This window comes from Nocardia donostiensis, from assembly GCF_002081715.1.
Classification (GTDB): domain Bacteria; phylum Actinomycetota; class Actinomycetes; order Mycobacteriales; family Mycobacteriaceae; genus Nocardia; species Nocardia donostiensis.
Map to the genome: position 1 here is coordinate 15,628 of NZ_MUKP01000027.1, position 24,098 is coordinate 39,725.

General features: G+C 67.8%; 24 protein-coding genes. 11 read left to right on the plus strand and 13 right to left on the minus strand.

All coding sequences use genetic code 11. From position 1 onward, the window contains the following. Positions 1 to 175: 175 nt before the first annotated feature. Positions 176 to 955 (plus strand): DNA-formamidopyrimidine glycosylase family protein, encoded by a 780-nt coding sequence (locus tag B0T44_RS17510; RefSeq protein WP_077119727.1) that lies wholly within the window; start codon positions 176 to 178, stop codon positions 953 to 955. A 140-nt stretch (positions 956 to 1,095) separates the two neighbouring features. Beyond that, the gene (locus tag B0T44_RS17515) at positions 1,096 to 1,287 is read left to right on the plus strand and encodes a hypothetical protein (RefSeq protein ID WP_077119729.1); all 192 of its coding nucleotides are present in this window, start codon (positions 1,096 to 1,098) and stop codon (positions 1,285 to 1,287) included. A 76-nt stretch (positions 1,288 to 1,363) separates the two neighbouring features. Here the strand turns inward: B0T44_RS17515 and B0T44_RS17520 are convergent, their stop codons facing one another. Genes B0T44_RS17520 through glpD form a run of 3 tightly spaced genes read right to left on the minus strand, consistent with a single transcriptional unit; the run spans position 1,364 to position 3,819 of the window. Further along, positions 1,364 to 1,753 (minus strand): VOC family protein, encoded by a 390-nt coding sequence (locus B0T44_RS17520; RefSeq protein WP_077119731.1) that lies wholly within the window; start codon positions 1,751 to 1,753, stop codon positions 1,364 to 1,366. After that, positions 1,753 to 2,037, minus strand: a complete 285-nt coding sequence (locus tag B0T44_RS17525; protein WP_077119805.1) for an ArsR/SmtB family transcription factor — start codon at positions 2,035 to 2,037, stop codon at positions 1,753 to 1,755. Before B0T44_RS17525 ends, B0T44_RS17520 begins: the two co-directional genes overlap by 1 nt. 48 nt (positions 2,038 to 2,085) lie before the next feature. Next, positions 2,086 to 3,819, minus strand: coding sequence for a glycerol-3-phosphate dehydrogenase (gene glpD / locus B0T44_RS17530; protein WP_077119732.1), 1,734 nt, complete (start codon positions 3,817 to 3,819; stop codon positions 2,086 to 2,088). Positions 3,820 to 4,018: 199 nt separating this feature from the next. Between glpD and glpK the strand changes: the two genes are divergently transcribed. Next, a complete protein-coding gene (glpK, locus tag B0T44_RS17535; protein WP_077119734.1) occupies positions 4,019 to 5,518 on the plus strand; it encodes a glycerol kinase GlpK in 1,500 nt (499 codons plus the stop codon). A gap of 1 nt (position 5,519) precedes the next feature. Here glpK and B0T44_RS17540 read toward each other — a convergent pair whose 3' ends face one another. The 4 genes from B0T44_RS17540 to B0T44_RS17555 all read right to left on the minus strand — a co-directional run bounded on the left by B0T44_RS17540 (position 5,520) and on the right by B0T44_RS17555 (position 10,837). Next, positions 5,520 to 6,695, minus strand: a complete 1,176-nt coding sequence (locus B0T44_RS17540) for an aminotransferase-like domain-containing protein (protein WP_077119736.1) — start codon at positions 6,693 to 6,695, stop codon at positions 5,520 to 5,522. 88 nt (positions 6,696 to 6,783) lie between these two features. Further along, positions 6,784 to 7,959 carry a DUF8176 domain-containing protein gene (locus tag B0T44_RS17545; RefSeq protein WP_254854228.1) on the minus strand — a complete coding sequence of 392 codons (1,176 nt, stop codon included), beginning with the start codon at positions 7,957 to 7,959 and terminating at the stop codon, positions 6,784 to 6,786. A gap of 71 nt (positions 7,960 to 8,030) precedes the next feature. After that, entirely contained in the window at positions 8,031 to 9,062 is a 1,032-nt protein-coding gene (locus tag B0T44_RS17550; RefSeq protein ID WP_245839332.1) for a hypothetical protein, read from the minus strand. A gap of 362 nt (positions 9,063 to 9,424) precedes the next feature. Beyond that, a complete protein-coding gene (locus B0T44_RS17555; RefSeq protein WP_077119741.1) occupies positions 9,425 to 10,837 on the minus strand; it encodes an NAD(P)H-quinone dehydrogenase in 1,413 nt (470 codons plus the stop codon). Between the two features lie 122 nt (positions 10,838 to 10,959). Between B0T44_RS17555 and B0T44_RS17560 the strand changes: the two genes are divergently transcribed. After that, positions 10,960 to 11,439 (plus strand): gamma-glutamylcyclotransferase family protein, encoded by a 480-nt coding sequence (locus B0T44_RS17560; RefSeq protein ID WP_077119743.1) that lies wholly within the window; start codon positions 10,960 to 10,962, stop codon positions 11,437 to 11,439. Here B0T44_RS17560 and B0T44_RS17565 read toward each other — a convergent pair. From B0T44_RS17565 to B0T44_RS17575, 3 genes are all read right to left on the minus strand, one after another. Further along, positions 11,432 to 12,580, minus strand: coding sequence for a M20 family metallopeptidase (locus tag B0T44_RS17565; RefSeq protein ID WP_077119811.1), 1,149 nt, complete (start codon positions 12,578 to 12,580; stop codon positions 11,432 to 11,434). The genes B0T44_RS17560 and B0T44_RS17565 overlap by 8 nt on opposite strands. A 38-nt stretch (positions 12,581 to 12,618) precedes the next feature. Then, entirely contained in the window at positions 12,619 to 13,971 is a 1,353-nt protein-coding gene (locus B0T44_RS17570; protein ID WP_254854229.1) for a M20 family metallopeptidase, read from the minus strand. Positions 13,972 to 14,098: 127 nt separating this feature from the next. After that, entirely contained in the window at positions 14,099 to 14,800 is a 702-nt protein-coding gene (locus tag B0T44_RS17575; protein ID WP_077119745.1) for an enoyl-CoA hydratase-related protein, read from the minus strand. A gap of 129 nt (positions 14,801 to 14,929) precedes the next feature. On the opposite strand from B0T44_RS17575, the gene B0T44_RS17580 reads away from it, so the two are divergent. Continuing rightward, complete coding sequence (locus B0T44_RS17580; RefSeq protein WP_077119747.1) at positions 14,930 to 15,709, plus strand: purine-nucleoside phosphorylase; 780 nt, start codon at positions 14,930 to 14,932, stop codon at positions 15,707 to 15,709. Then, positions 15,710 to 17,209, plus strand: coding sequence for a phospho-sugar mutase (locus B0T44_RS17585; RefSeq protein ID WP_077119749.1), 1,500 nt, complete (start codon positions 15,710 to 15,712; stop codon positions 17,207 to 17,209). Between the two features lie 23 nt (positions 17,210 to 17,232). On the opposite strand, the gene upp is transcribed toward B0T44_RS17585, so the two are convergent. Continuing rightward, positions 17,233 to 17,856 carry a uracil phosphoribosyltransferase gene (upp, locus tag B0T44_RS17590; RefSeq protein WP_077119751.1) on the minus strand — a complete coding sequence of 208 codons (624 nt, stop codon included), beginning with the start codon at positions 17,854 to 17,856 and terminating at the stop codon, positions 17,233 to 17,235. A 147-nt stretch (positions 17,857 to 18,003) separates the two neighbouring features. Between upp and B0T44_RS17595 the strand changes: the two genes are divergently transcribed. The 5 genes from B0T44_RS17595 to B0T44_RS17615 are packed head-to-tail and all read left to right on the plus strand — an operon-like array spanning position 18,004 to position 21,418. After that, positions 18,004 to 18,321: a type VII secretion target gene (locus tag B0T44_RS17595; protein WP_077119753.1), complete on the plus strand. Its 318-nt coding sequence runs from the start codon at positions 18,004 to 18,006 to the stop codon at positions 18,319 to 18,321. A 4-nt stretch (positions 18,322 to 18,325) separates the two neighbouring features. Continuing rightward, positions 18,326 to 19,444 (plus strand): C40 family peptidase, encoded by a 1,119-nt coding sequence (locus tag B0T44_RS17600; protein WP_077119755.1) that lies wholly within the window; start codon positions 18,326 to 18,328, stop codon positions 19,442 to 19,444. Continuing rightward, positions 19,441 to 19,791, plus strand: coding sequence for a hypothetical protein (locus B0T44_RS17605; RefSeq protein ID WP_077119758.1), 351 nt, complete (start codon positions 19,441 to 19,443; stop codon positions 19,789 to 19,791). The genes B0T44_RS17600 and B0T44_RS17605 overlap by 4 nt, the downstream gene beginning before the upstream one ends. Then, entirely contained in the window at positions 19,788 to 20,135 is a 348-nt protein-coding gene (locus B0T44_RS17610; protein ID WP_077119760.1) for a YbaB/EbfC family nucleoid-associated protein, read from the plus strand. Before B0T44_RS17605 ends, B0T44_RS17610 begins: the two co-directional genes overlap by 4 nt. 26 nt (positions 20,136 to 20,161) lie before the next feature. Next, positions 20,162 to 21,418, plus strand: a complete 1,257-nt coding sequence (locus B0T44_RS17615) for a SatS C-terminal domain-containing protein (protein WP_077119762.1) — start codon at positions 20,162 to 20,164, stop codon at positions 21,416 to 21,418. 101 nt (positions 21,419 to 21,519) lie between these two features. On the opposite strand, the gene B0T44_RS17620 is transcribed toward B0T44_RS17615, so the two are convergent. Beyond that, the gene (locus B0T44_RS17620; RefSeq protein ID WP_077119764.1) at positions 21,520 to 22,617 is read right to left on the minus strand and encodes an adenosine deaminase; all 1,098 of its coding nucleotides are present in this window, start codon (positions 22,615 to 22,617) and stop codon (positions 21,520 to 21,522) included. Between the two features lie 187 nt (positions 22,618 to 22,804). Next, positions 22,805 to 24,097, minus strand: coding sequence for a thymidine phosphorylase (locus B0T44_RS17625; RefSeq protein WP_217697535.1), 1,293 nt, complete (start codon positions 24,095 to 24,097; stop codon positions 22,805 to 22,807). Position 24,098: the final 1 nt, after the last annotated feature.

Genomic DNA, 24,098 nt, shown 5'->3' on the forward strand with positions numbered 1-24,098 from the left:
GGTCCCACCGCCTGCCTGCCGGACACCGCGCACCGGGAGCCGAGACACGTGCGGGCAACTCGCCCGCCGGCGACGGTAGGCGTTGCCGTACGCCGAGCCCGTCGCGGAGGTGGCCGCTGTACCTTCCCAGCGGCGGGTTTCCGTCCATTCCGTGCTGGGGTGAGGGGCCTGCGCAATGCCCGAGGGTGACACAGTGTTCCGCACCGCGGGCAGGCTGCGGGCATCGCTCGCCGGTAAGACGCTGTCGCGCAGCGATTTCCGGGTTCCGCGTTATGCCGCCCTCGACCTGCGCGGCCAATCCGTGGACAGCGTCGGCAGCTACGGCAAACACCTGTTCATCCGCACCGAAACGGTCAGCGTGCACACGCATTTGCACATGGAGGGCAGTTGGCGGGTGTTCCCCTGCGGTCAGCGCTGGACCAAACCTCGCGTCGCGGCCCGGCTGGTGCTCGCCACCGAGGAGGTCGAGGCGGTCGGTTTCTCGCTGGGCACGGTCACCGTACTGCGCCGCGCGGACGAGCACACCGTCATCGACCATCTCGGGCCCGATGTGCTCGGGCCGGGCTGGGACCCGGCGGAGGCGGTGCGCCGGCTGGAACAGGACCCTGAGCAGGCGATCGGTACCGCGCTGCTCGACCAGCGCAACCTGGCCGGGATCGGCAATATCTATCGCAGCGAAATCTGTTTCCTGCGCAAGGTGCACCCCGACACTCCTGTGCACGCGGTGCCCGATCTGCTTGCTCTGGTGAACGAGGCGCATCGGGTGTTGCATACAGCGGCGCATCAACCGCCGTGGCGTCCGTTCGTCTACGGGAAGTCCCGGCGGCCCTGCCCACGCTGCGGCGTCACGCTGCGGGTGGAGATGCTCGGCGAGACGGTACCCGCATCCGACCGGATCAGTCACCGCGAGCGCGGCATCTATTTCTGTCCCCGCTGCCAGCGGCCGACGCGCTGAGCTCATCAGCCGGGGATCCGGCGGCGCCGTCCACGACTCCAATCTGTGATGTGCTTGTTCATCGTGCTAATGCGGAGACGGGAGCAGACGATACGCCCGATGTATTGCGCGTCGATCCACCCATGTGAAGCAGGCCCATTATGACCCCTCGGACGGCCCGGCTGGCCGCCCTCGGCGGCAAGTTGCTCATCGCGGCGCTCGCCACGCTTGCCACTGCCGTGTTCTGCTACCTGCTGCTACACCAAGGCTCGACCGGCGGCAACAAACCTGTCCCCTCCGCTCCGCTCCTACCGGCCACCACCTCACCGAGCCCGCTCTCCATCGTTCACTAGACCGGTCGCCATAACCGGTCGGTGGTCGGCTGCAAGCCTGTGCGCCGCCGAGAAGGTGGCCACCGAGTCCGGCGGGTCAGCCGGGTGCGCCCGCGATCTGCACGAGGTTCCCGCAGGTGTCGTCGAACACCGCGACGGTGACCTCACCCATCGTCGTCGGTTCCTGGGTGAAGGTGACGCCGAGCCCGCGCAGCCGTTCGTACTCGGCGTGCACATCCTCGACGGTGAAGGACGTGCACGGAATGCCGTCGGCGCGCAGCCCTTGCTTGTACGGGCCGACGACGGGGTGCCCGTCGGGTTCGAGCAGGAGTTCGACGCCGTCGGGGTCCTCCGGCGAGACGACGGTCAGCCAGCTCGCGTCCCCGAGTGGGATATCGTTCTTCTTCACGAAGCCGAGTACCTCGGTGTAGAACTGCAATGCCTTGCGCTGGTCATCGACAAAGACACTGGTCACTGTGATCCGCATCAGTGTTCCTTCCGGTCGTGCCCCAGCCATCGATCGGTGATCCCGCGCAGCGGTTCGGGGTCGATGGAGTGGAGCTTGGTTCTGCCTTGCCGGGTGGTGCGGACGAGACCGGCGTCGGCCAGCAGCTCGAGATGCTGCGATATCGCCTGCCGCGACGAGCTCAGTCCATGCTTCATGGTCAGCCGGGAACACAGCTCGAACAGCGTCTGCCCGTCCCGGTCGGTCAATTCGTCGAGGATTGCCCGCCGAGTCGGATCGGCGATCGCCTTGTACACATCACCCACCACGACCACTATATGCAAGTAAATGCTTGCATATCAAGGGGGGCCCGGTCAGCCTTCGGTGGGAACGGGTTCCAGGATCTCCGGACGCGGTTCGGGCGCGGCGACGCGTAGCGCATCGGCGGAGGCGTCGTCCGGTTGCGTCTGGGAGCGGATCTCGGCGTTCACCCGCGCCAGATAGGTGCGGACCTCGTGATCGATCTCCGCCTCGTCCCAGCCCAGTACCGGTGCGACCAGCCGCGCCACCTGCTCGGCGCAGTCCGCACCCCGGTGCGCGTACTCGATAGAGATGCGGGTGCGCCGGGCCAGGATGTCGTCCAGGTGAAGGGCGCCCTCGGCCGCGGCCGCGTAAACCGCCTCCACCTGCAAATACGACGGCGCCTCTGCGATCGGCTGCAACAGATCGGGCCGGTCGGCGGCCATGGCCACAACCTCGTCGATCAGCGAACCGTAGCGGTCGAGCAGATGTTTGACCCGGTACGGGTGCACCCCGTACTCCTCGGCCAGCTGCACCGTCTGATTGACCAGCGCGAAATAGCCGTCCGCACCGAGCAACGGCACCTTCTCGGTGATCGACGGCGACACCCGGGCCGGAATATCCTGCGCCGCCTCGTCGACAGCGTCGTAGGCCATCACCCGGTAGGTGGTGTACTTACCGCCCGCGATCGCCACCAGACCCGGAGCTATCCGCGCCACAGCATGCTCACGTGACAACTTCGACGTATCGTCGCTCTCCCCCGCCAGCAATGGACGCAGCCCCGCGTACACGCCGTCTATATCGCTGTGGGTGAGCGGCGTGACCAGCACTTGGTTGACCCGCTCCAGCAGATAGTCGATGTCGGCCTTGGTCGCGGCGGGATGGGCGAGATCGAGATTCCACTCGGTATCGGTGGTGCCGATGATCCAGTGCGCGCCCCACGGGATGACGAACAGCACCGAAGTCGCCGTGCGCAGGATGATCGCGGCGTCGCTGACGATACGGTCGCGCGGCACCACGATATGCACCCCCTTGGACGCCCGGACATGGAACCGGCCCCGCTGTTGCGACAACGCCTGGATCTCATCGGTCCACACCCCGGTCGCGTTGATCACCACATGCGCACGCACCTCCGCGGTACGACCGTCCTCGCTGTCGCGCACCTTCACCCCGACCACCCGGTCGGCCTCCCGCAGGAACCCGACAACTTGCGTCGAGGTCCGGATCACCGCACCGTAATGGGCGGCGGTGCGGGCCACGGTCATGGTGTGGCGGGCATCGTCGACAACTGTGTCGTAGTAGCTGATACCGCCGATCATCGAATCGCGCCGCATACCGGGCGCCAGCCGCAACGCACCGTGGCGGGTCAGATGCCGCTGACCGGGCACCGACTTGGCGCCACCCATGGTGTCGTAGAGCAGCAGACCCGACGCCACGTACGGCCGTTCCCACCCCCGCCGGGTCAGCGGGTACAGGAAGCGCAGCGGTTTGACCAGATGCGGAGCCAATGTCGACATCGACAGCTCACGTTCCTTGAGCGCCTCCCTGACCAGGCCGAACTCGAGCTGCTCCAGATAACGCAGGCCGCCGTGGAACATCTTCGACGACCGGCTGGAGGTACCCGAGGCCAGATCGCGAGCCTCCACCAGCGCGACTCGCAAACCCCGGGTGGCGGCGTCCAGTGCAATACCCGCACCGACCACCCCACCGCCGACGACGATCACATCGAAATGTTCCTTACCGAACCGCTCCCAGGCGGTACGGCGCTGGTCCGGCCCCAGAAACTGCGATTCCGGCTTCTTGGTCATGGCTCGACTCCTTGTGCCGATGCGGTCGCCGACGTCGTGATCATCACGTTCGAGCTGTTCCCGTACACACTATGCGGAAACTTCCGCAGGCCGGTGTCCTCGCGCGCTCGGGGGTCGGGTGCCGCCGCTGGTTGCCGTACGGCCCCAAGGCTCCCGGCTAACCGGGCCGCCGGGCACCGCTGTCCGGTAGCCTGCACGAATGCGTCGCTATGTGGCCGCTATCGACCAGGGCACGACCTCGAGCAGGTGCATCGTCTTCGACCGGCAGGGCCGCGTCGCCGGGATCTCCCAACGCGAGCACGAGCAGCTGTTCCCTCGCCCCGGCTGGGTCGAGCACGACCCCGAAACCCTATGGCGCAACACCGCATTAGTGCTGGGTGCAGCCTTGTCGGAGAACGGAATCGAAGCCGGGGAGATCGCCGCCGTCGGCGTCACCAATCAGCGCGAAACCACCGTGGTGTGGGAGCGGTCCACCGGTGCGCCGATCCACAACGCGATCGTCTGGCAGGACACCCGTACCGACCGGCTGTGCACCGAACTCGGTGGCGATATCGGCAGCGGACGCTACCAGGACCGCACCGGACTGCCGCTGTCCACCTACTTCTCCGGGCCGAAACTGCGCTGGATCCTCGACCACGTCGACGGGGCACGGGAACGGGCCGAGGCAGGCGAACTGTGTTTCGGCACCATCGACAGCTGGGTGCTGTGGAATCTGACCGGGCAGCACATCACCGATGTGACCAACGCCTCGCGCACCATGCTCATGGATCTGCGCACCCAGCAGTGGGACGAACAGATCTGCGCCGAGTTCGGTGTGCCCATGGCGATGCTGCCGCAGATTCGCAGCTCCTCACAGGTTTACGCGGAAATCACCAGCGGTCCGCTGGCTGGTGTTCCGGTTGCCGGCATCCTCGGCGATCAGCAGGCCGCCACCTTCGGGCAGGCGTGCCTGTCCCCCGGGGATGCCAAGAACACCTACGGCACGGGCAATTTCATGCTGCTCAATACCGGGACCACGCCGGTGGTGAGCAAACACGGTCTGCTCACCACCGTGTGCTACCGGCTCGGCGACGAACCGGCGGTGTACGCACTGGAGGGTTCGATCGCGGTCACCGGCGCCCTGGTGCAGTGGTTCCGCGACAACCTCGGCATCATTTCCGAGGCCGGCGAGATCGAACCGCTGGCGCGCAGCGTGGCCGACAACGGCGGCGCCTATATCGTCCCGGCGTTCTCCGGCTTGTTCGCCCCGCGCTGGCGGCCGGACGCGCGGGGTGTGATCGCCGGTCTCACCCGTTTCGTGAACAAAGGCCATCTCGCTCGCGCGGTGCTGGAATCGACCGCCTACCAGACCCGTGAGGTGATGGACGCCATGCGCGCCGACGCCGAGTCCGAGCGGCTGGACCTGGAGTTGAGCGAGCTCAAGGTGGACGGCGGCATGGTCGGCAATGATCTGCTCATGCAGTTCCAGGCCGATATCCTCGACCTGCCGGTGGTGCGTCCGATGGTGAACGAAACCACCGCGCTCGGCGCCGCCTACGCCGCCGGGCTCGCTGTCGGCTACTGGTCGGGCACCGACGATATCCGCGCGAACTGGTCCGCCGACAAAACCTGGCAGCCGGCCATGCCCGAGCCCGAACGCAAATCCCATATCGACGCCTGGAACAAAGCGGTGGAGCGCACCTACCACTGGGCCGATTGAGTTACTCGCTGACTCGTGCCAGGCGGGCGATCGCCTCGTCGAGGGCGCTGGGACTGGACGTGGTGAAGCACATGCGCAGGGCGTTCGGGTAGGCGGATTCCACGGCGAATGCTTGTCCTGGCACGTAGGCGACGCCTGCATCCAGCGCTTTCGGAAGCAGCGCACCGGTATCGGTTCCGTCGGTGAAGGCGGCCCAGACGAACATGCCACCGGCGGCTTTGCTGCAGGTCATGCGGTCGCCGAGCCTGGTGCGCACCGAATGCGTCAGCGCCTTGGCACGTTCGGCGTACGCGGCACGGACGGTGCCGATATGGGCGGTGAGCCAGTCGGTGTCGGCGAGCAGTTCGGTGGTGATCTGTTGGGTCAGCGCGGAACCGCACAGGTCGGCGCCCTGTTTGAGCAGTTCCACGGCGCGGCAGACGTGCGCTGGCGCAACCATCCAGCCGACACGCAGGGTGGGTGCCAGAATCTTCGACGCACTCGACAGCCGGATCACCTGCGGCGAATACACCGCCACCGGTTCCGGGGCGGGCCGGTCGAACCACAGCTCACCGTAGGGGTCGTCCTCGATCACCCAGAAGCCGTGGGTTTCGGCGAGCACCGCCAGTTCGCGGCGCCGGGCCGGGCTCATGGTCACCCCGCCCGGATTGTGGAAATTGCTCACCGTATGCACCACTGCGGGTCGTTCGCCGCGTTCGAGCAGTTCGGTGAGCAGATCGACACGCAGTCCGTCGGCGTCCATCGGCACCGCAACGATGCGCGCGCCCGCGGCGCGGAAGGCCTGCAACGCACCCACATAGGCCGGGTCTTCGACCACCACCAGGGCGCCCGGGTCGAGCAGCACCTCGGCCAGCAGCGACAGCGCCTGCTGGGAGCCGTGGGTGACGAACACCTCGTTCACCCCGACGGTCCGGCCGAGCCGCGCCGTTTCGCGTTCGGCGAGCACCGCGCGCAGCGGCCCCCAGCCGGGTGATTCGGTGTATTGCAGGCTTCCGGTACCGCGCAGCGCAGAATCGGCCGCGCGCGCGATGCGTTCGCCGGGCATCAATTCGGCGTCGGGCAGTCCGCCCGCGAGGCTGACGATATCGCCTCGGGCGGTGAGTTTCAGCAGGTCACGAATGGCCGAACTGGTGAGACCGGCCACCTTCGCGGCCAGCGGCGGGCTGAGCTGGGTCATGGAAGCTCCAGGGATTACGCGGAAAGCACGTAATCCCACTGTCGCATACGCTTACCAGGATGTGAAATTGTTTCTCAAATATTGAGATTTATCGCTGGCCGATGGAGAAAAGCTGCGTCTTGCCGTCACGCTGGGCTGTGGTCACCGTCTGCCGATACACCGTGGTCGTACCATCCGGCCGGTGTTCGGTCAGATCCACATCGAAGGTGTCGGTAGCACGTTCGGTGATCCGCATACAGTGCGTCGTCCCCTTCGGGATCTGCTCGTCGATGGCGGCCTGGATCACCTCCGCCGAGGAGATGTTCTCCGCATCAGGGGCCACGAACTCGCGTGCCTTCTGGCCGTTGCGGTCAACGTAGAACGCGTGCTGGAAGCCGAGGATCGCGCCGGGACCGCTATCGGTGTCGCCCGCGCCGTTGCCCACCGTCACCTTGCCGTCCTGGCTGGCCGGGCAGCTCAACGCTGCGCTGGTGGTATCGGGCGGCGCCGGTGTCCCTGGTTCTCCACCGCTGGTCAGCAGCACGATCGACCCGATAACGACGGCCGCGGTGACCACTACACCACCGATCGCGATCAGGCGACCGTTCGACCGTTTCCGGCGTTGCGGACGTGCCAGGGCTTCGGTCACCGATTGCGGAGTGAGCCGCCGCGCGATCGGGTCATCGGCCCATGACAAACCAGCAGGATCCTTGTCCGCCCCGGCAGAGCCTACGGTTTTCGGCGAGGCAGGCATACCGCCGGACGAGGTGGGGCGGTTCCACCAGGTGTCGAGGTCGTCGGCCTGACGACCCGCAGCAGGACCGGCCTCGGGCTGATTCCGGTCGGGCTGGGAGTGGCGCACCGTGCGGTCGTCGACCGGGTGCCGGACGGTCAGATTTTCCTCAGGTGCTACCGAATGCCGCACGGTACGCGAGTCGTCGGCGGGACGCTGCTGCGGTATCGACATCTCCGGGAACGTGCTGTCCGGCGCGCGGTACTGCGGGGGCGGCGGGGGCACGGTGGCGGGCGGTTCCGGCGGGGTTTCCGAAGCGGGCCGCCAGGTCAGCTCCGGATTCTCCGGCGCGGGCTCGGGCCGCCACAGCGCCTGGGAGTCGTCGTCGCCCGGGCCGAATTGCGCATCGCCCGCACCGAACGCCGAATCGGCGGGCCCGAACCCCGAATCTGCAGGCCCGAAATCGGAGAACGACTGCCCGGCCGCGCCAGGTGAGGGACCGAAGTCCGCCCGATCGGATCTGCTGTCCTTGCCTTCGGTCTCCCCGGCCACACCCAATCCTCTCCCAGGACACATGGGTGGGGCGGTCGCGAACGACCGCCCCACCCATGACTCGGCTCGTGTCAGTACTGGAGTGAACCACCCCACTGGGTGGTCACGCCAGCGACGTTGATCGTCTGCGGCGCGATATCACCCGGCGGGAGCAGCGCGGGCGGCTGGAAGTTCGCCGCCGCCTCCAGCGCGGCAGCCCCACCTGGCTGCGCGGCGATCCAATGCTCCACGGCGGCCTTGGCCGCGTTCAGCTGAGTGGTGTCGATCATATGGGTGGCCTTGTTGTCCGGCAGTCCCTGGCCGCCGGTGAAGGTGGACACCTTGATCGTGTTCACATCGAGGAATTCGACCGAGATACCGGCCTCGCCCGCCCCCTCCGGAGTGGCGTAGCCGACGGTGCCGACATACCCCGCGTCGTTGCGGAAGTGATGGGTGTTGGCGACATGGCCCGGGATCAGGGTGCCGCCGTCGATGGCCGCACCGATCTCCGCGTGCGGACCGGTCATCTCGACAACCGGCGCGGGCGGAGCGGCCTCGTTACGCGGCGCCTGCCACTGCTGCGGCTGCACCAGCGTCTCCATCTCCGGATCGGTGGCCTGGGCGTTGTCTCCGGAAGGCGCGGCGCCGTCGGAGTTCTCGGCATCCGGAGCATCGGCACCTTCCGCGCCCGGCTCGGTTTCCGCTTCGGGCCGGTTGGGATCCTGCTCCCCCGGCTGGCGGTCCTGCTCGATCACCGGCTGCACCGGGTTCGGCTGGCCGGGCACCGGCAGCGGTGCGACACGCGGTGTGGTGACACCCGGCTGGGTGGGCGCGGTCAGGTTGTCCTGCTCCCGCTCCTGGCCTGGCTGGTTCGGCTTCGGTGTGGTGACACCCGGCTGGCTCGGCGTAGGTGGCGTCGCCGGATCGTCCTGGCCCTGTACCCCCGGCTGCTGAACACCGGGCTCGGTGGTCTCCGGACTGTTCTGGGTGTCGGTGGTACCCGGCTGCGCCGGGCCGGGTGTGCCCGGTGTGGTCGGCTGATCGTTCGGAACGGCCCCCGCCGGCGAGGCGAAGAACGTGGCCACGGCGGCCGCAGTGGCCAGCGGCAGCGAAGTACTGGCCATGGCTCGGTGCGTCCGACTCGGCTTGCGATGTTTCACTTTTCGCCCAATCTCTTTCCCGGGTACGGACCCGCCGGGCCGCACTCAGTTGTCCACAATGAGACGCGCACCTGCGTAACGGCCCGGGGGCCGTTCGCCGTTCGCGCCCGGAAAGGACGAGTCCCCCTGACAACAAACCTCGCGACCGCCCGCCGATCGCATCTCTGCGGGGAAGTGAACCACAAGTATGCGCTGCTGGCAACGTGACGAATCTATGCAGGCGCCATGGCGTCTCGCGGATATCCGCTCTCTGGCCAAGCCACAGACGGTTACGGACCGGTCCAGGCAGAACATCGCAGGCTGCCGCCGAGGCCGAACCGGTGTTTTCAATCCAGGTCGTCGTGCCGCATGAGCTGGCGCGCGGCCTCGGTGACCGAACCGGTCAGCGACGGGTACACCGAGAACGTCTGCGCCAGATCGTTGACCGTCAGATTGTTCTGCACCGCCATCGCGATCGGCAGGATCAACTCGGAGGCGATCGGCGCGACGACGACACCGCCGATCACCACACCGGTCGCTGGTCGACAGAAGATCTTGACGAAACCGCGCCGCAGGCTCGACATCTTGGCACGCGGGTTGGTGTTCAATGGCAACATCACCGTGCGCGCGGGCACCTCACCGTTGTCGATGGCGGTCTGGCCGACTCCGACGGTGGCGATCTCCGGGCGGGTGAACACCGCGGAGGCGACGGTTTTGAGCCGGATCGGGTTCACCCCCTCCCCGAGCGCGTGATACATCGCGATCCGGCCCTGCATGGCCGCAACCGACGCCAGCGGCAGCAATCCGGTGCAGTCGCCTGCGGCGTACACGCCCGGCACCCCGGTCCGCGAAACCCGGTCGACTCGAAGATATCCGCCGCGGTCGAGTTCGATGCCGACACGTTCCAGGCCCAGATCATCGGTATTGGGCGTCGAGCCGACCGTCATCAGAGCATGCGAGCCGGTGACGGTGCGGCCGTCGGACAGAGTGACCACCACCCCGCCAGCCCCCTCTTCGGTACGCCGGACCGATTCGGCGCGCGCGTGCTTGACCAGCTCCACCCCGCGTTCGGCGAACGCGTCCTCTAGTACCAGCGCGGCGTCCGCGTCCTCATGCGGCAGCACCCGATCCCGGCTGGACACCAGGATCACCCGCACGCCCATTTCGGTGTAGGCGGAAACGAACTCGGCACCGGTGACACCGGAACCGACCACCACCAGCGTTCGGGGCAGCTCGTCGAGGTCGTAGAGCTGACGCCAGTTCAGGATCCGTTCACCGTCCGGTTCCGCACCGGGCAACACCCGCGGGCTGGCGCCGGTGGCGATCAGCACCACATCGGCCTCCAGGATCTCCTCCTCACCGTCGCCGAGCCGTGCCTCGACGCGGTGCGCCCGGAGCCCGGAGGTCCGGTCAAGCAGCCTGGCGCGGCCCGCGAGTACTCGCACCCCCGCGCCCTGCAGTTTGGACCGGATATCGGCCGACTGCGCCAACGCCAGCGCCTTGACCCGCTCGTTCACCTCCGGCACCCGAACCTTGGCCTGACTGGGATCGAGACGGATACCCAGGTCACGGGCCCGACGCAGATCGGTACGCACCCCGGTGGAGGCGATGAACGTCTTGGAGGGCACACAATCCCACAGCACACAGGCCCCGCCGATGCCCTCGGAGTCGATCAGCGTGACCTGCGCCCCGTGCTGGGCTGCTACCAGCGCCGCCTCGTATCCGGCCGGTCCGCCGCCGATGATCGCAATGCGGGTCATGGGTACCTCCGCTCGAACCTTCTGACCGGGATCTCCGGCACTCGGTAACGGTAACTGGCCTGGCCTGCCCCGGCTCGCTCGGTTGCCGGTGTGCCACGGCGGCCGCTGATACCCTTCACCTCGTGCCGATCTACGCCGCCTATGGGTCCAATATGGACTCGACCCAGATGCTCGAGCGCTGCCCGCACTCCCCCATGTTCGGGACGGGTTGGTTGGAGGGCTGGCGTCTCACCTTCAGCGGGGACGACATCGGCTGGGAGGGACCGCTGGCCACGGTGGTGGAGGAGCCGGGTTCTCGGGTGTTCGTCGTGCTCTACGACGTCTCCCCCGAAGACGAGCAGCGCCTGGACCGCTGGGAGGGCTCGGATTTCGGGATCCACCGCAAGATCCGGCTGCGGGTGACCCCGAACCCCGGCAGTGGCACCGAACCGATCCTGGCCTGGCTCTATGTGCTCGACGCCTATGAGGGCGGGCTGCCGTCGGCCCGCTACCTTGGCGTGATGGCCGATGCCGCGGAGAAGGCGGGCGCGCCCGAGGAATACGTGCACGCCCTGCGCACCCGCAACAGCCGCAACGTCGGCCCCGGAAACAACTTCAGCTGACGCCCAGCGCGATATTGGTCATGGTGCGCACACCGATGGCCAGCGCCCGCTCGTCGAGGTCGAAGGTGGGCTGATGCAGGTCGAGCTGTTCGCCCTGCCCCGACCAGACACCGAGCCGCGCCATTGCGCCCGGGACTTCCTCCAGATACCAGGAGAAATCCTCACCGCCGCCGGACTGCGGAGTGTCGGCGAGCGTGCCTGGACCCACCGCACGGATGGCGTCTTCGAAGATCCGGGTGGATTCGGGGTCGTTGACCACCGGCGGCACACCGCGCCTATAGTTCAGCTGATAGCGCACCCCGGTGGGCGCGAGCAGCCCGTCGACGATCTCGTTCACCATCGGTTCCAGCAGCGACCACGTCGGGTGATCACCGGTGCGGATGGTTCCGGTGAGCATGCCGGTCTGTGGGATGGCGTTGGGTGCCTTGCCCGCGCTCACCGCACCCCACACCATCACCGTGCTGGTACGCGGATCGATGCGGCGGCTGAGCAGCCCGGGCAGGCCGGTGATCACGGTGCCGATCGCGTAGACCAGATCGCTGGTCAGATGCGGGCGCGACGTGTGGCCGCCTGGGGAATCCAGCACCAGTTCGACGGTGTCGGCGGCCGAGGTGATGGCGCCCACCCTGATACCGACCTTGCCGACTTCCAGCCGCGGATCGCAGTGCAGCGCGAAGATCCGTTCGACACCCTCCATCGCGCCGGTCGCGACCACGTCCAGCGCGCCGCCCGGCATGACCTCCTCGGCGGGCTGGAAGATCAGCCGCACACCGGCCGGCAGTTCCAGGTCGGCCAGCGCGAGCGCGGTACCGAGCAGGATGGTGGTGTGCGCATCGTGACCGCAGGCGTGTGAGACGCCGGGCACGGTGGAAGCGAATTCGAGTCCGGTGAATTCCTGCAGCGGCAGGGCGTCCATATCGGCGCGCAGCGCGATCCGGGGCGTATCGGGGCCGATATCACAGATCAGGCCGGTGCCGCCGGGCAGCACATGCGGGGTGAGTCCCGCCTTGGTGAGCCAGGCGCCGACGAATTCGGTGGTCGCGAACTCGGTGCGCGACAATTCCGGATTGGCATGGATATGCCTGCGCCATTGGACGAGGTCGACCGTGTGCTCGGCCAGCCAGGCCTCGACCGCGTCCACCGCGTCCTGCCCGATCCGCACCGAACGGCCGGTTGTACTCACCGAATATCCTCCTGTCGTCTGACGAGCCGCTGCAACAACCTGTCTCTGTGTAATTCATCGCGGGCCGCGGCGATCGCAGTACGCGCAAGCGCCGTCGCCCCGTCCAGTACCGCGCGGTCGGCCGAGGCGTTGACGCTAGCCGCCGCGAAACCCGGCTGGTGTGTCACCGCGCCACCGGCATCGATGCCGATGACCGGGTGAATCCCCGGGATGACGTTGGTGACATTGCCCATATCCGTGCTGCCCAGGGGCCGCTGTGCCGCCAGCTCGGGCGCGATCGGCGTCCGTCCCAGGCCGGCGATCTGCGTGCGATAGGCAGACAGCAACGCCGGATCGGGGGTGAGCTCGGTATAGGTGGGCGCGAGCGTCCGGGTTTCGTGGGTGCAGCCGGTCGCGAGGGCGCCCGCCTCGAAGCAGGCCGATGCGCGTCGCATCAGATCGCCGAGGGATGCGGAGTCGGCTGCGCGCAAGTAGTACAGCAGTTCCGCACGTGCGGGCACGACGTTCGGGGCTACGCCGCCGTCGCCGACTATACCGTGCAGCTGCTGTCCCTGGCGCAGATGCTGGCGCAGCAGACCGATCGCCACTTGGGCGATGGTCGCCGCATCACCGGCGTTGCGGCCCTGTTCCGGGGCCGCGCTCGCGTGCGCTTCCTGACCGTGGAACACCACCGACAGATCCGCGAGCGCCAGCGAGCGCGCATCGACGATCTCGTCCGGTCCCGGATGCACCATCAGTGCCATCGCGATGTCGTCGAAGGCACCGTGCTCCAGCATCAGGATCTTGCCGCCGCCGCTCTCCTCGGCCGGCGTGCCGAGCACCACCACGGTGATCCCGAGTGCGTCGGCCACCTCGGCCAGGCCGAGGGCCGCGCCGACCGATGCGGCGGCGATGATGTTGTGGCCGCAGGCGTGGCCGAGTTTGGGAAGGGCGTCGTATTCGGCGCAGAGCCCGACGGTCAGCGGGCCGCTGCCGTAGCTCGCGCGGAACGCAGTGGGCAGGCCAGCGACACCGTGGTCGATCTCGAACCCGCGTTCGGCGAGCGGGACCAGCACTTTGGCGACGCTACGGGTCTCCTCGAACGCCAGCTCCGGTTCGGCGTGAATCGAGTGTGAGAGCGCGATCAGCTCCGAACCGGCGGCGGTGATGGCCGCATCCGAGCGCGCGATATAAGGATTTCCGGCCGGCTCCTGGCTCGGAGGCCCGTCCTGGTTTCGGCCCGGCACCGGCTGACCGCGAGCGGACCCACCACCGGGCAGCGTCGGCTCCCCGCCGGGCAGCGTCGGCTCGCTACCTGGCTGGTGGGAATGGGCACCGTGAAATTCGGGGCCGCTGCGCGAGTGTGGCATGGCACACAGTCTCGCACTGCCGACGCGCCAGCGAGCGCCCGCGCCCGGTGTGGCGGAACATACTCGACGGTAGCGGGTGGCCAGAGCATCAGCGGTCCGGCGGAGGTTTGCGGCTACGTTCGCTGTGTCAGCCGGCGAAGGCGAGGTTGTCCGTCGTATTCGGCACCGCGAGACCGGCAAGGGCCTTGGCGTGCAGGGCTCGTTTGATGACCGGGAGGTTGGGCTTGCGGTTCCCGGCGAGCTCGGCGGCGCGGGCGAGGGCCGTATCGCGCAGTTCCTCCGCGGTGGCCTTGCCGTCCACTATGCCGGAGGCGATGGCGTCGTCGGCGTCGTAGCGATGGCCGGTGGTCATGGCGTGCACCGCGACCTGGTTGGTCAGGCGTTCGGTCAGCAGCGCGTTCATACCGACGGTGAACGGCATGCCCAGCTGCACCTCCGGCAGACAATAGAAGCCGCGGTCGGCGCGCATCACCCGGAAGTCGTGCGAGGTGGCGAGCATGGCGCCGGCACCGAAGGCGTGGCCGTTGATCGCGGCGACGGTCGGCAGCGGGAAAGCCAGCAGCCTGCTGAACATGGTGTGCACCCGGTCCAGGTAGCCGTGCATCTGGTCGAGGTTGGCGAACAGCCAGTCGGTGTCGAGACCATTGCTGTAGAACTTGCCGTCGGCGATGGTGACCAGGGCCGCGGGGCCTTCGCTCGCTTCGACGGTGTCCAGCAGCGCGTGGAACCGGTCGATCCAGTCGGGATGGAAGCGGTTGTCGCTGTCTGTCTTCCCCTCGTCGCAGAGGTGGAGCACAAACACATCCCCGTCACGTTCCAGATACGGCATACGGGCAGGGTAGCGGGACGGGCAGCGAGACTACTCGCCGGTAGGCCTGTTGTGTCCCGCGCGCGCCGGTGCCGCGGGGCGCTTGCGTTATCGAGCCGGGGCGTCACGGGAGCCGATACAGTGACTTTCATGCTTGCCGAACAGGCCGCGGAAGCGATCGCCGAACGGACCTCAGTAGCGCGACACCGCGTCGCGGTGGTGCTCGGCTCGGGCTGGCAGGACGCCGCCGCAGAGATCGGCACCCCGACCGCGTCGGTGCCGATGCCGGAACTGCCCGGATTCGCCACCCCGACCGCACAGGGGCATGTGGGGATGGTGCTTTCGATCCCGGTAGGTGATACACCGGTCCTGCTGCTGATGGGACGCCAGCACCTGTACGAGGGCCACGGCCCCGCCGAGGTGGTGCACCCGGTGAACACCGCGGTGGCCGCGGGCGCCGAGGTGGTGATCTTGACCAATGCGGCAGGCGGTATCCGACCCGGGCTGCACGTCGGGGAACCGGTGCTGATCAGCGATCACCTCAACCTCACCGCCCGCACCCCACTGACCGGAGCGACGTTCGTCGACCTGGTCGACACCTGGGATCCCGAACTGCGAGTGCTGGCCAAGCAGATCGACCCGAGCCTCACCGAGGGCGTCTACGCGGGACTGACCGGGCCGCAATACGAGACTCCCGCCGAGATCCGGATGCTGGCCACCATCGGCGCCGACCTGGTCGGGATGTCGACCGTGCTGGAGGCCGTCGCCGCTCGCGCGCTCGGCGCCCGCCTGCTCGGTATCTCGCTGGTCACCAACCTGGCCGCCGGGGTGACGGGCGCGCCGCTGGCGCATGCCGATGTGCTGGCCGAAGGGCATGCCGCCGCGCCACGACTCGGCAAACTGCTGCGCAGTGTGGTGGAACGGCTGTAGATGCTGCGTTTCGGAACCGCAGGCCTGCGCGGGCCCCTGCAAGACGGGCCCGACGGTATGAACGTGACCACGGTCGGCCGCGCCACCGCCGGACTGGCGCGCTGGCTACAGGACCGGTGCCTCGGCGGCGGCCGGGTAGTCGTCGGCCGCGACGCCAGACACGGCTCGGCCGAATTCGCCACCGTCACAGCGGAAATCTTCGCCGGAGCGGGTTTCGCGGTGACCCTGCTTCCCGAACCGCTGCCCACCCCGGTGACGGCGTTTGCGGTGCGCGAGCTCGGCGCGGTGGCAGGCGTGCAGATCACCGCATCGCACAACCCCGCATCCGACAACGGCTACAAGGTGTATCTCGACGGCGGCGTGCAACTGCTCGCGCCCGCCGATACCGAGATCGAGGGCATGATCGAGGCTGTCGCCGAGCCGATCGCTCGCGCACCGGTAGCGCCGTCGGGCGCCGACCTGCTGCCGCGGTATCTCGACCGGATGGCGCGGCTACCGAAACTGATCGGCGGCCCCGGGGCCAGAGCAGCTATCCGGATCGCCCTCACCCCGTTACACGGCGTGGGTGGGCCCACTGCGGTCGAAGCGCTGGCTGCCGCCGGTTTCACTGATGTGCACGTAGTCGAGGAACAGTTCGCGCCCGACCCTGATTTTCCGACCGTCGCGTTCCCGAATCCCGAGGAGCTCGGCGCCACCGACCTGCTGCTCGACCTGGCGCGCCGAGTCAACGCCGATATCGCCATAGCCCTCGACCCAGACGCCGACCGCTGCGCCGTCGGAGTCCGTGGTCCGGAGGGGATACGGATGCTACGCGGTGACGAAACCGGTGTGCTACTCGCTGATTACGTGCTGGCGACCGCGAAACCGGATGCGCTGGTCGCCACCACCATCGTCTCCTCGCGCCTGCTGTCGCGACTGGCCCCCGCCAGGGGCGCCCGTTACGCCGAGACGCTGACCGGCTTCAAATGGCTGGCCAGGGCGGGCGACGGCCTCGTCTACGCCTACGAGGAGGCGATCGGCCACTGCGTCGATCCGGCCATGGTGCGCGACAAGGACGGTATCTCCGCGGCGGTGGCGGCCGCCGATCTGGTCGCGCAGCGCAAGGCGCAGGGCCGCACTCTGTTCGACCAGCTCGACAACTACGCGCTCGAATTCGGGGTGCACGCGGGTGATCAGGTCTCGCTGCGGCTGCCGGATGCGACAGCCGCAGCGGCCGTACTGGACCGGCTGCGCGCCGAGCCGCCTCGGGAAATCGCCGGAACCACCATGTCGTACACCGACCTGGCGAAGGCGGGTGGCCGGATGCGGACCGATGCGCTGATTTTCGCAGATGCAGGCGCACGCATCGTCGTCCGTCCGTCCGGCACCGAACCCAAACTCAAGTGCTATCTCGAAGTCGTCGAACCGGTATCCGAGCGGGCCGCACTCGGCTCGGCACGCACCTCGGCCGAACAGCGGTTGTCTCGCCTACGACAGTTCTGCCGGGACTTGGCGAGCTGACGCCGTAGACCCGCGGGGCGGTATCACCGCGGTCCGAACTGCCGGTCGCCCGCGTCGCCGAGACCCGGCACGATGAACGCGTCCTCGTCGAGCCCCTGGTCGACCGCGGCCGTGAACAACCGCACCGGTAGCCCGGAATCCTCCAGCGCGGCAATACCTTCCGGAGCGGATACCACGCAGACGGCGGTGATATCGGTGGCGCCACGGGTGGTGAGCAATTCGAGTGTGTACCGCATCGACCCACCGGTCGCCAGCATCGGGTCGAGCACGAAGACCGGTACCCCGGACAGATCCGGCGGCAACGACTCCAGGTACGGAACCGGTTGATGGCTCTGCTCGTCCCGCGCCATACCGACGAAACCGACCCTGGCAGCGGGGATCAGCGCCGACGCCGCATCCACCATCCCGAGTCCGGCGCGCAGCACCGGAACCAGCAGCGGCGGATTCGCCAGCCGCGTACCTTCGGTCACCGCGATGGGGGTGGTGACTTCGAAGTTTTCCACCGGCGCATCCCGCAACGCCTCATAGATCAGCAGGCCGGTCAGATCGCGCAGCGCCCCACGGAAAGCCGGGTCCGGGGTGCGCACGTCCCGCAGGATGGTGAGTAGAGTCGCGACGAGCGGATGGTCCACAGTGTGCATGCGCATGAGGGAACGATAAAGTCGGTCCGGTATCGGCCACGCAGTGCGTCGCGGAATTTCTTGCGACACGATGGAACCGATCGCGAAGTCGGTGCGTCCAAACAGGTAGATGACATACTCTGCCCGGAAACGAAGACGATGGGGGAAGCTCTGATGACGAAAATCGCAGCGGATGCCGATGGTATCGCCGTCTACGGCGCCAGCACCGGATTGATGGCCGGGGAGCTCGCCGCGGCGGGCGCGGGAGCGACCGGGGCCGGGCCCGCCCTGCTTGGTCCGATATTCGGGTTGATCGGCGGTGATTTCATGGCCGCGTACTCGGCCGCGCACGCGGGGCACGTCGCGACCATCGGTCAACTGTCTGCGGTGTTGTCCAGCATGAGCGGCGCCGCGGTCGCTTCCGCCACCAGCTATCACGAAACCGACCTGGACAACGCGAACGCATTGAAGTCCGCCTCCACCGAAGGATGACCCGGTGATCGACATCAACGCCCTGGCGAAGCCGATTCTCGATCTGCTCGCCAGCTTCGGGAGCGGTGTGCTGCCGGTCGGCGGGCCGGGCGATGCGCTGCGTTCCGCATCCACCGCGATCGACCAGGTGCACGCCTTCGGTCGGACCACCATCAACCAGATGAACACCGCCTGGGACGGTCAGGGCGCCGATGCCGCCACCTCGAAGGCGCTGCGGGTACAGACCTCGGCGGCGAGCATCTCCGACCGCGGCAACGAGATGGCGACGGTGGTCGGCCGGGCCGCCGCCGAAGTGGAGACCGGGCAAAAAGAGCTGACCGCGATCGCGCAATCGTTCATCGACACTGCGGTCGCCGCCGGTCCGGCCCTGGCCACCCCGGCCGGGCTCACCGTGCTCGTTGGTTCGGCGATCGACCACTTGGGCCAAGCCCTCGGGGTGGTTGGCAGGGTACAGAACGAGCTCACCACCCACACCGCATCGATGAACGAGCTCGCCCCGCCGCCGCCGACCCCGCCGCTTGCTACCGCGCCCGCAGCGACGGCTCCCGTGGCCGCGGTGGCCTCAGCGCTCGGCGGACCGCAGGGCATCTCCCAGCTGGTCTCGGGCCTGACCGGAACCGCGGGCCAGATGCTCGGCGCGGCGATGAGCCCGGCCGCCTCCGCAACTTCGCAGTCGACACCGGGAAAACCGGGCAGCACCACCGACAGCGGGACGAGCACCGGCGAAGGCGTCAAGGTCACACTGCCCGACGGCAGCGTGGTGGAAGCGCCGAACCAGAAGGCCGCCACCGCGGTGCGCGCCGCCCTCGGCACGCTCGGCACCCCATATGTCTGGGGCGGTAACACCCCCGGCGCCGGCCTCGACTGCAGCGGTATGACCAAGTACGCCTACGGCGAGGCCGGTGTCGAACTGCCTCGTCTTGCGCACGAACAGGCCAACGGCGCCACCCCGGTGTCGCCCGGCGACCTGATGCCCGGCGACCTGGCCGTATGGGACGGCCATGTCGCCATGGTGGTCGGTAACGGGCAGCTCATCGAGGCCGGCGACCCGGTCCAGATCAGTTCTATTCGAACGGAGAACAGTGGTATGGAGTTCTACGGTTTCTATAGGCCCACCGAATGAGCGAACAACCCGTCCCCACGGTCCCCACCGTCACGGTGGCCGCCAGCACCAACCGGTCAGGCACGATCTCGGTGCGGGCCACCGACCAGGGCATGCCGGTGGAGATCAAATTCGAACGCAGCGAATACCGCTACGGCGCACAGGCTCTGGCCGCTGAGATCCTGCGGCTCACCCAGCGCTCCACCATCGCCGCCAGGGCGCGGCGGCGCGAAGTGCTCGCCGACAGCGGTGTGCCCGAGCAGGTCCTGGATCAGCTCGGCTTACCCACCCGGCAGCAGGCGGTGGACGAACTGGACCGCATCGACGACGCCGACACGGGACCGACGAGCTGGATGAGGCCGGTATGAGCGCGGAAATGGATGCCCTGGTCGCCGGGGCGACGCAGAAACTGGAAGCGCTGGAAGCCGCACTGTACGGCCTGAAACAGGTGCGCGGCCGGTTCACCACCGAAGACGGCATGGTCAGCGTGGAGGTGAACAGCGACGGCGCACTGGTCGGGCTCAGCCTCACCGAATCGGCCACATCGCTACCGCCCGCCGAGGTCTCCCAGCTGATCATCTGGGCATGCAGGCAGGCCGCCGAGGACGCAGGCGGGCAGCGCTCCAAGGTCGTTGCGACGCTGAACGAGTCGTTCGCTTCCCCGGCGCACCAGCCTGCGGGAACGACAGATGGCGGGCCGGATAGTGCCTGAGCCGGAACCTCGATAGGCTTCGGCTCATGGCTTCTGGAGACATCGTCCCGATCGAGCTCGGTCTGACCGACGGCGATCTCGTCACCCTGTGGGCACCGCGCTGGCGTGACGGTGACGACGAGTGGGAGGCGTTCCTCGGGCACGAGGACGCCCTCTACGGTTTCGAGTCCGTCGCGGAACTCGCCGCCTTCATCCGGACCGACACCGACAACGATCTGGTCGACCATCCGGCCTGGAAGGTCGTGGCCGGGCTGCTGGCGGTGGAGCTGGAGCCGGAGGACAATTTCTCCTTCGACCTGGTCGGGGTTCCCGAACTGGTGGCGGGCGACCCGGACTCGGACACGGTCGCCGAGCTCGAAGACACCCTCGCGATGGTTCGCAATATCGGCGAGGTCTGCGAGCTGGATACGGTGACCAAATTCTTCGGTTCGCATCCGGCGCTGGGCGCGCTGGCAGGCGGCGTACCCGCTTTCGCGGGCCGCGAGGGCCAGGAGCTGTGGGATCAGATCGGCACCGCAGTAGCCAAGAGCTGGGACGATGTGCTCGACGCCATCGACTCGGTGGTGCGCACCCCCGATGTCGACGCCGCAGCCGTCTCCATCGCCGAAGCCGAACTGCTCGCCGCAGAAGAGAACGTCGTCGATGCCGACGATGCCGCCGACAGCGACGAGGACAGCGATTTCGAGCCGGTGGACCTCGATGAAGACGACACCGACACCGACGAGGACGAAGAGGACTCGTTCTGGCATGAGGTCGGCATCGACCCGGTCAAGATCGTCACCGCGGCAGGCAGCTATTTCACGCTGCGTTGCTACCTCGACGACGAGCCGATTTTCCTCGGCGCCAAGAAGACGATCCTGGTGTTCCCCTCCGAACGGGCGCTGGCCCGCTACCTGGCCGACGACCACGACCACGACCTGGCCCGGGTGAGCACCTACTCGGATGTACAGACCGCGGCGGTGGACGGGTCACTGGAGGTGGAGGTCACCGACGAGAACGTCTACGTACTGCCCGGCCTGGCCGACGATCTGGCCGACGGCCCGGAAGCGGTCGACGTCGACCAGCTCGACCTGGCGGTGGAACTGTTCACCGACGCCGCCGACTACGCCGACGACGACGCCGTAGAACAGGCGCTGGCCAAGTCGACCCCGCTCGGCTGGTACGTCTCCTACCTGCTCAATCCCGACCCGACCCGGATGGCGCCCAACCCGCCCTACGATGCGGAAGCGCAGGCGTGGCGGGAGCTGGAACGCAACTTCGAGGCCCGGCTCTCCCCGCAGTAGCACCCGGACCAGTCGCCGAACCGACATGTGCCCGGCCTGTCTCAGCAGCGCCGGGTGCGCGGAGGAGGACAGTATCGCGGTGGCGGTGACGCCGGTGGGAATCAGCCGAGTAGTACCGCGTACCCCGGTTTGATGATGTCGTCGATGATGCGCAGCCGTTCCGGAAACGGGATGAACGCCGACTTCATCGCGTTGATCGTGAAACGCTCCAGATCGCTCCAGCCGTAACCGAAGGTGTCCACCAGTTTGAGCATCTCCCCGCTCATGGTGGTGTCACTCATCAGCCGATTGTCGGTGTTGACGGTGACCCGGAAACGCAGCCGGGCCAGCAGATCGAACGGATGCTTGTCCAGCGACGGCACCGCACCGGTCTGCACATTCGACGACGGGCACAATTCCAGCGGGATTCGCTTATCCCGGACATAGTTGGCGACCACACCCAGTTGGGCATCCTCCACCGCGCCGGGCACATTGATGTCGTCGGTGATGCGCACCCCGTGCCCGAGCCGGTCGCAGCCGCAGAAGGCCAGCGCCTCATGAATGGACGGCAATCCGAACGCCTCACCGGCGTGAATGGTGAAGTGTGAGTGGTTGGCTCGCAGGTATTCGAACGCGTCCAGATGCCGGGTCGGGGGGTAGCCTGCTTCGGCGCCCGCGATATCGAAACCGCACACCCCGCGTTCGCGGAAACGCACTGCCAGTTCGGCGATTTCACGGGACCGCGCTGCATGCCGCATCGCGGTCAGCAGGCAGGTCACCACGATGGGGTTGCCTTCCTCCGCCGCCAGTTCCTGGCCCTGCCGGAACCCGGCGAGGGTGTGCTCGACCACCTCGTCGAGGGTGAGCCCGCGCTCCAGATGCTGTTCGGGAGCGAACCGCACCTCCGCGTACACCACGCCGTCGGCAGCCAAGTCCTGCGCGCATTCGCGGGCGACCCGGCGCAAGCCGTCGGCGGTCTGCATCACGGCGACGGTGTGCTCGAAGGTTTCCAGATAGCGTTCCAGCGAACCGCTGTCGGCGGCCTCACGAAACCAGCGGCCCAGCGCCTCGACATTATCGGCCGGTAGCGCGTCGTAACCGCATTCGGTGGCGAGTTCGAGCACCGTGGCGGGGCGCAGACCACCGTCGAGATGATCGTGCAACAACGCTTTCGGCGCTCGGCGGATCGAAGCAAGGTCCAGCGGCATCGGTCCAGTCATGTATCGACGGTAGCCGCCGCAGTGCTGATCGTCAGCGAAGTTGTCGCACGTCTCTCATCTTGTCGCCTCCGCTTTGCCGAATTTCATTTCGAGTTACTCTCCCTGCAACCGACGAGCGCATCGTGCGGCGGGCGACCGCTCCCACTATGACCAGGACTAACGTCCAGGGCGCAGGCGCCGAGGGCGATCAGGGCTCGATTCGTTCCAGAATCAGTGGCTGCGGGCACAGCTCACCCGAGGACGGCTCTACGGTGCAGGCGTCAGCGAGGGCGGTCAGACCGCCGGGGATGGCGGCGGGAGTGTCGGTGTGCAGGGTCAGCAACGGCTGACCTGCGACGATGGTGTCACCGGGCTTGGCATGCATCTCGACACCGGCGGCGGCTTGCACCGGATCGCCCTGTTTGGCGCGGCCTGCGCCGAGACGCCAGGCGGCCACCCCGACGGACAGCGCATCGAGCCTGGTCAACACGCCGTCTCGGTCGGCGCGGATGGTTTCGGTGTGCCGGGCACGCGGCAGAGGCGCGCCCGGGTTGCCGCCCTGGGCACGCACCATGGCACGCCAGTGATCCATGGCGCGCCCGTCGGCGAGGGCAGCGGCGGGATCGGCGTCGAGCCCGGCGAGCGCCACCATCTCCTGCGCCAGCGCCACCGTCAGTTCGACGACATCGGCGGGCCCGCCCCCGGCCAATACTTCGACGGACTCGGCCACCTCGAGAGCGTTGCCCGCGGTGCGCCCGAGCGGAGTGTCCATCGCCGTCAGCAGCGCTACTGTGCGCACCCCTTCGTCGGCGCCGAGCTCGACCATGGTGGTGGCCAGTTCGTGCGCTTGGGCGCGGGATTTCAGGAACGCGCCCACCCCTACCTTCACATCCAGCACCAGCGCCGCGGTGCCCTCGGCGATCTTCTTGCTCATGATGGAGCTGGCGATCAGCGGGATCGACTCGACGGTTCCGGTGACATCGCGCAGCGCGTACAGCCGTTTGTCCGCCGGAGCCAGGTCGGCGCCCGCCGCGCACACCACCGCGCCCGCGGCCGGATCGGACAGGATCTCACGTATCCGCGTGCGATCGAGGTCGGCCCGCCAGCCGGGGATGGACTCGAGTTTGTCCAAGGTCCCGCCGGTATGCCCGAGCCCGCGCCCGGACAGTTGCGGCACCGCGGCCCCGCACGCGGCGACCAAAGGGGCCAGCGGCAACGTGATCTTGTCCCCGACCCCGCCGGTGGAGTGTTTGTCCACCGTCGGCCGGGGCAGATCGGTGAAATCGAGCCTGGTCCCGGAGTCGATCATGGCTTGGGTCCAGCGCGCGGTCTCCCTGCGGCTCATCCCGCGCAAAAGCACCGCCATCGCCAGCGCCGACATCTGTTCGTCGGCCACCTCGCCGCGAGTGAAGCCGTCGACGACCCAGTCGATCTGCGCGTCGGACAGCTCACCACCGTCGCGTTTGGTCGTGATGATGGAAACCGCGTCCAATACTGTCACG

Excerpts from the sequence above, each read along its gene's own strand:
- B0T44_RS17510 (WP_077119727.1), top strand. The coding sequence starts at position 176 with ATGCCCGAGGGTGACACAGTGTTCCGCACCGCGGGCAGGCTGCGGGCA.
- B0T44_RS17515 (WP_077119729.1), top strand. The coding sequence starts at position 1,096 with ATGACCCCTCGGACGGCCCGGCTGGCCGCCCTCGGCGGCAAGTTGCTC.
- B0T44_RS17520 (WP_077119731.1), bottom strand. The coding sequence starts at position 1,753 with ATGCGGATCACAGTGACCAGTGTCTTTGTCGATGACCAGCGCAAGGCA.
- glpD (WP_077119732.1), bottom strand. The coding sequence starts at position 3,819 with ATGACCAAGAAGCCGGAATCGCAGTTTCTGGGGCCGGACCAGCGCCGT.
- glpK (WP_077119734.1), top strand. The coding sequence starts at position 4,019 with ATGCGTCGCTATGTGGCCGCTATCGACCAGGGCACGACCTCGAGCAGG.
- B0T44_RS17540 (WP_077119736.1), bottom strand. The coding sequence starts at position 6,695 with ATGACCCAGCTCAGCCCGCCGCTGGCCGCGAAGGTGGCCGGTCTCACC.
- B0T44_RS17550 (WP_245839332.1), bottom strand. The coding sequence starts at position 9,062 with ATGGCCAGTACTTCGCTGCCGCTGGCCACTGCGGCCGCCGTGGCCACG.
- B0T44_RS17555 (WP_077119741.1), bottom strand. The coding sequence starts at position 10,837 with ATGACCCGCATTGCGATCATCGGCGGCGGACCGGCCGGATACGAGGCG.
- B0T44_RS17570 (WP_254854229.1), bottom strand. The coding sequence starts at position 13,971 with ATGCCACACTCGCGCAGCGGCCCCGAATTTCACGGTGCCCATTCCCAC.
- B0T44_RS17575 (WP_077119745.1), bottom strand. The coding sequence starts at position 14,800 with ATGCCGTATCTGGAACGTGACGGGGATGTGTTTGTGCTCCACCTCTGC.
- B0T44_RS17580 (WP_077119747.1), top strand. The coding sequence starts at position 14,930 with ATGCTTGCCGAACAGGCCGCGGAAGCGATCGCCGAACGGACCTCAGTA.
- B0T44_RS17585 (WP_077119749.1), top strand. The coding sequence starts at position 15,710 with ATGCTGCGTTTCGGAACCGCAGGCCTGCGCGGGCCCCTGCAAGACGGG.
- upp (WP_077119751.1), bottom strand. The coding sequence starts at position 17,856 with ATGCGCATGCACACTGTGGACCATCCGCTCGTCGCGACTCTACTCACC.
- B0T44_RS17595 (WP_077119753.1), top strand. The coding sequence starts at position 18,004 with ATGACGAAAATCGCAGCGGATGCCGATGGTATCGCCGTCTACGGCGCC.
- B0T44_RS17605 (WP_077119758.1), top strand. The coding sequence starts at position 19,441 with ATGAGCGAACAACCCGTCCCCACGGTCCCCACCGTCACGGTGGCCGCC.
- B0T44_RS17610 (WP_077119760.1), top strand. The coding sequence starts at position 19,788 with ATGAGCGCGGAAATGGATGCCCTGGTCGCCGGGGCGACGCAGAAACTG.
- B0T44_RS17615 (WP_077119762.1), top strand. The coding sequence starts at position 20,162 with ATGGCTTCTGGAGACATCGTCCCGATCGAGCTCGGTCTGACCGACGGC.
- B0T44_RS17620 (WP_077119764.1), bottom strand. The coding sequence starts at position 22,617 with ATGACTGGACCGATGCCGCTGGACCTTGCTTCGATCCGCCGAGCGCCG.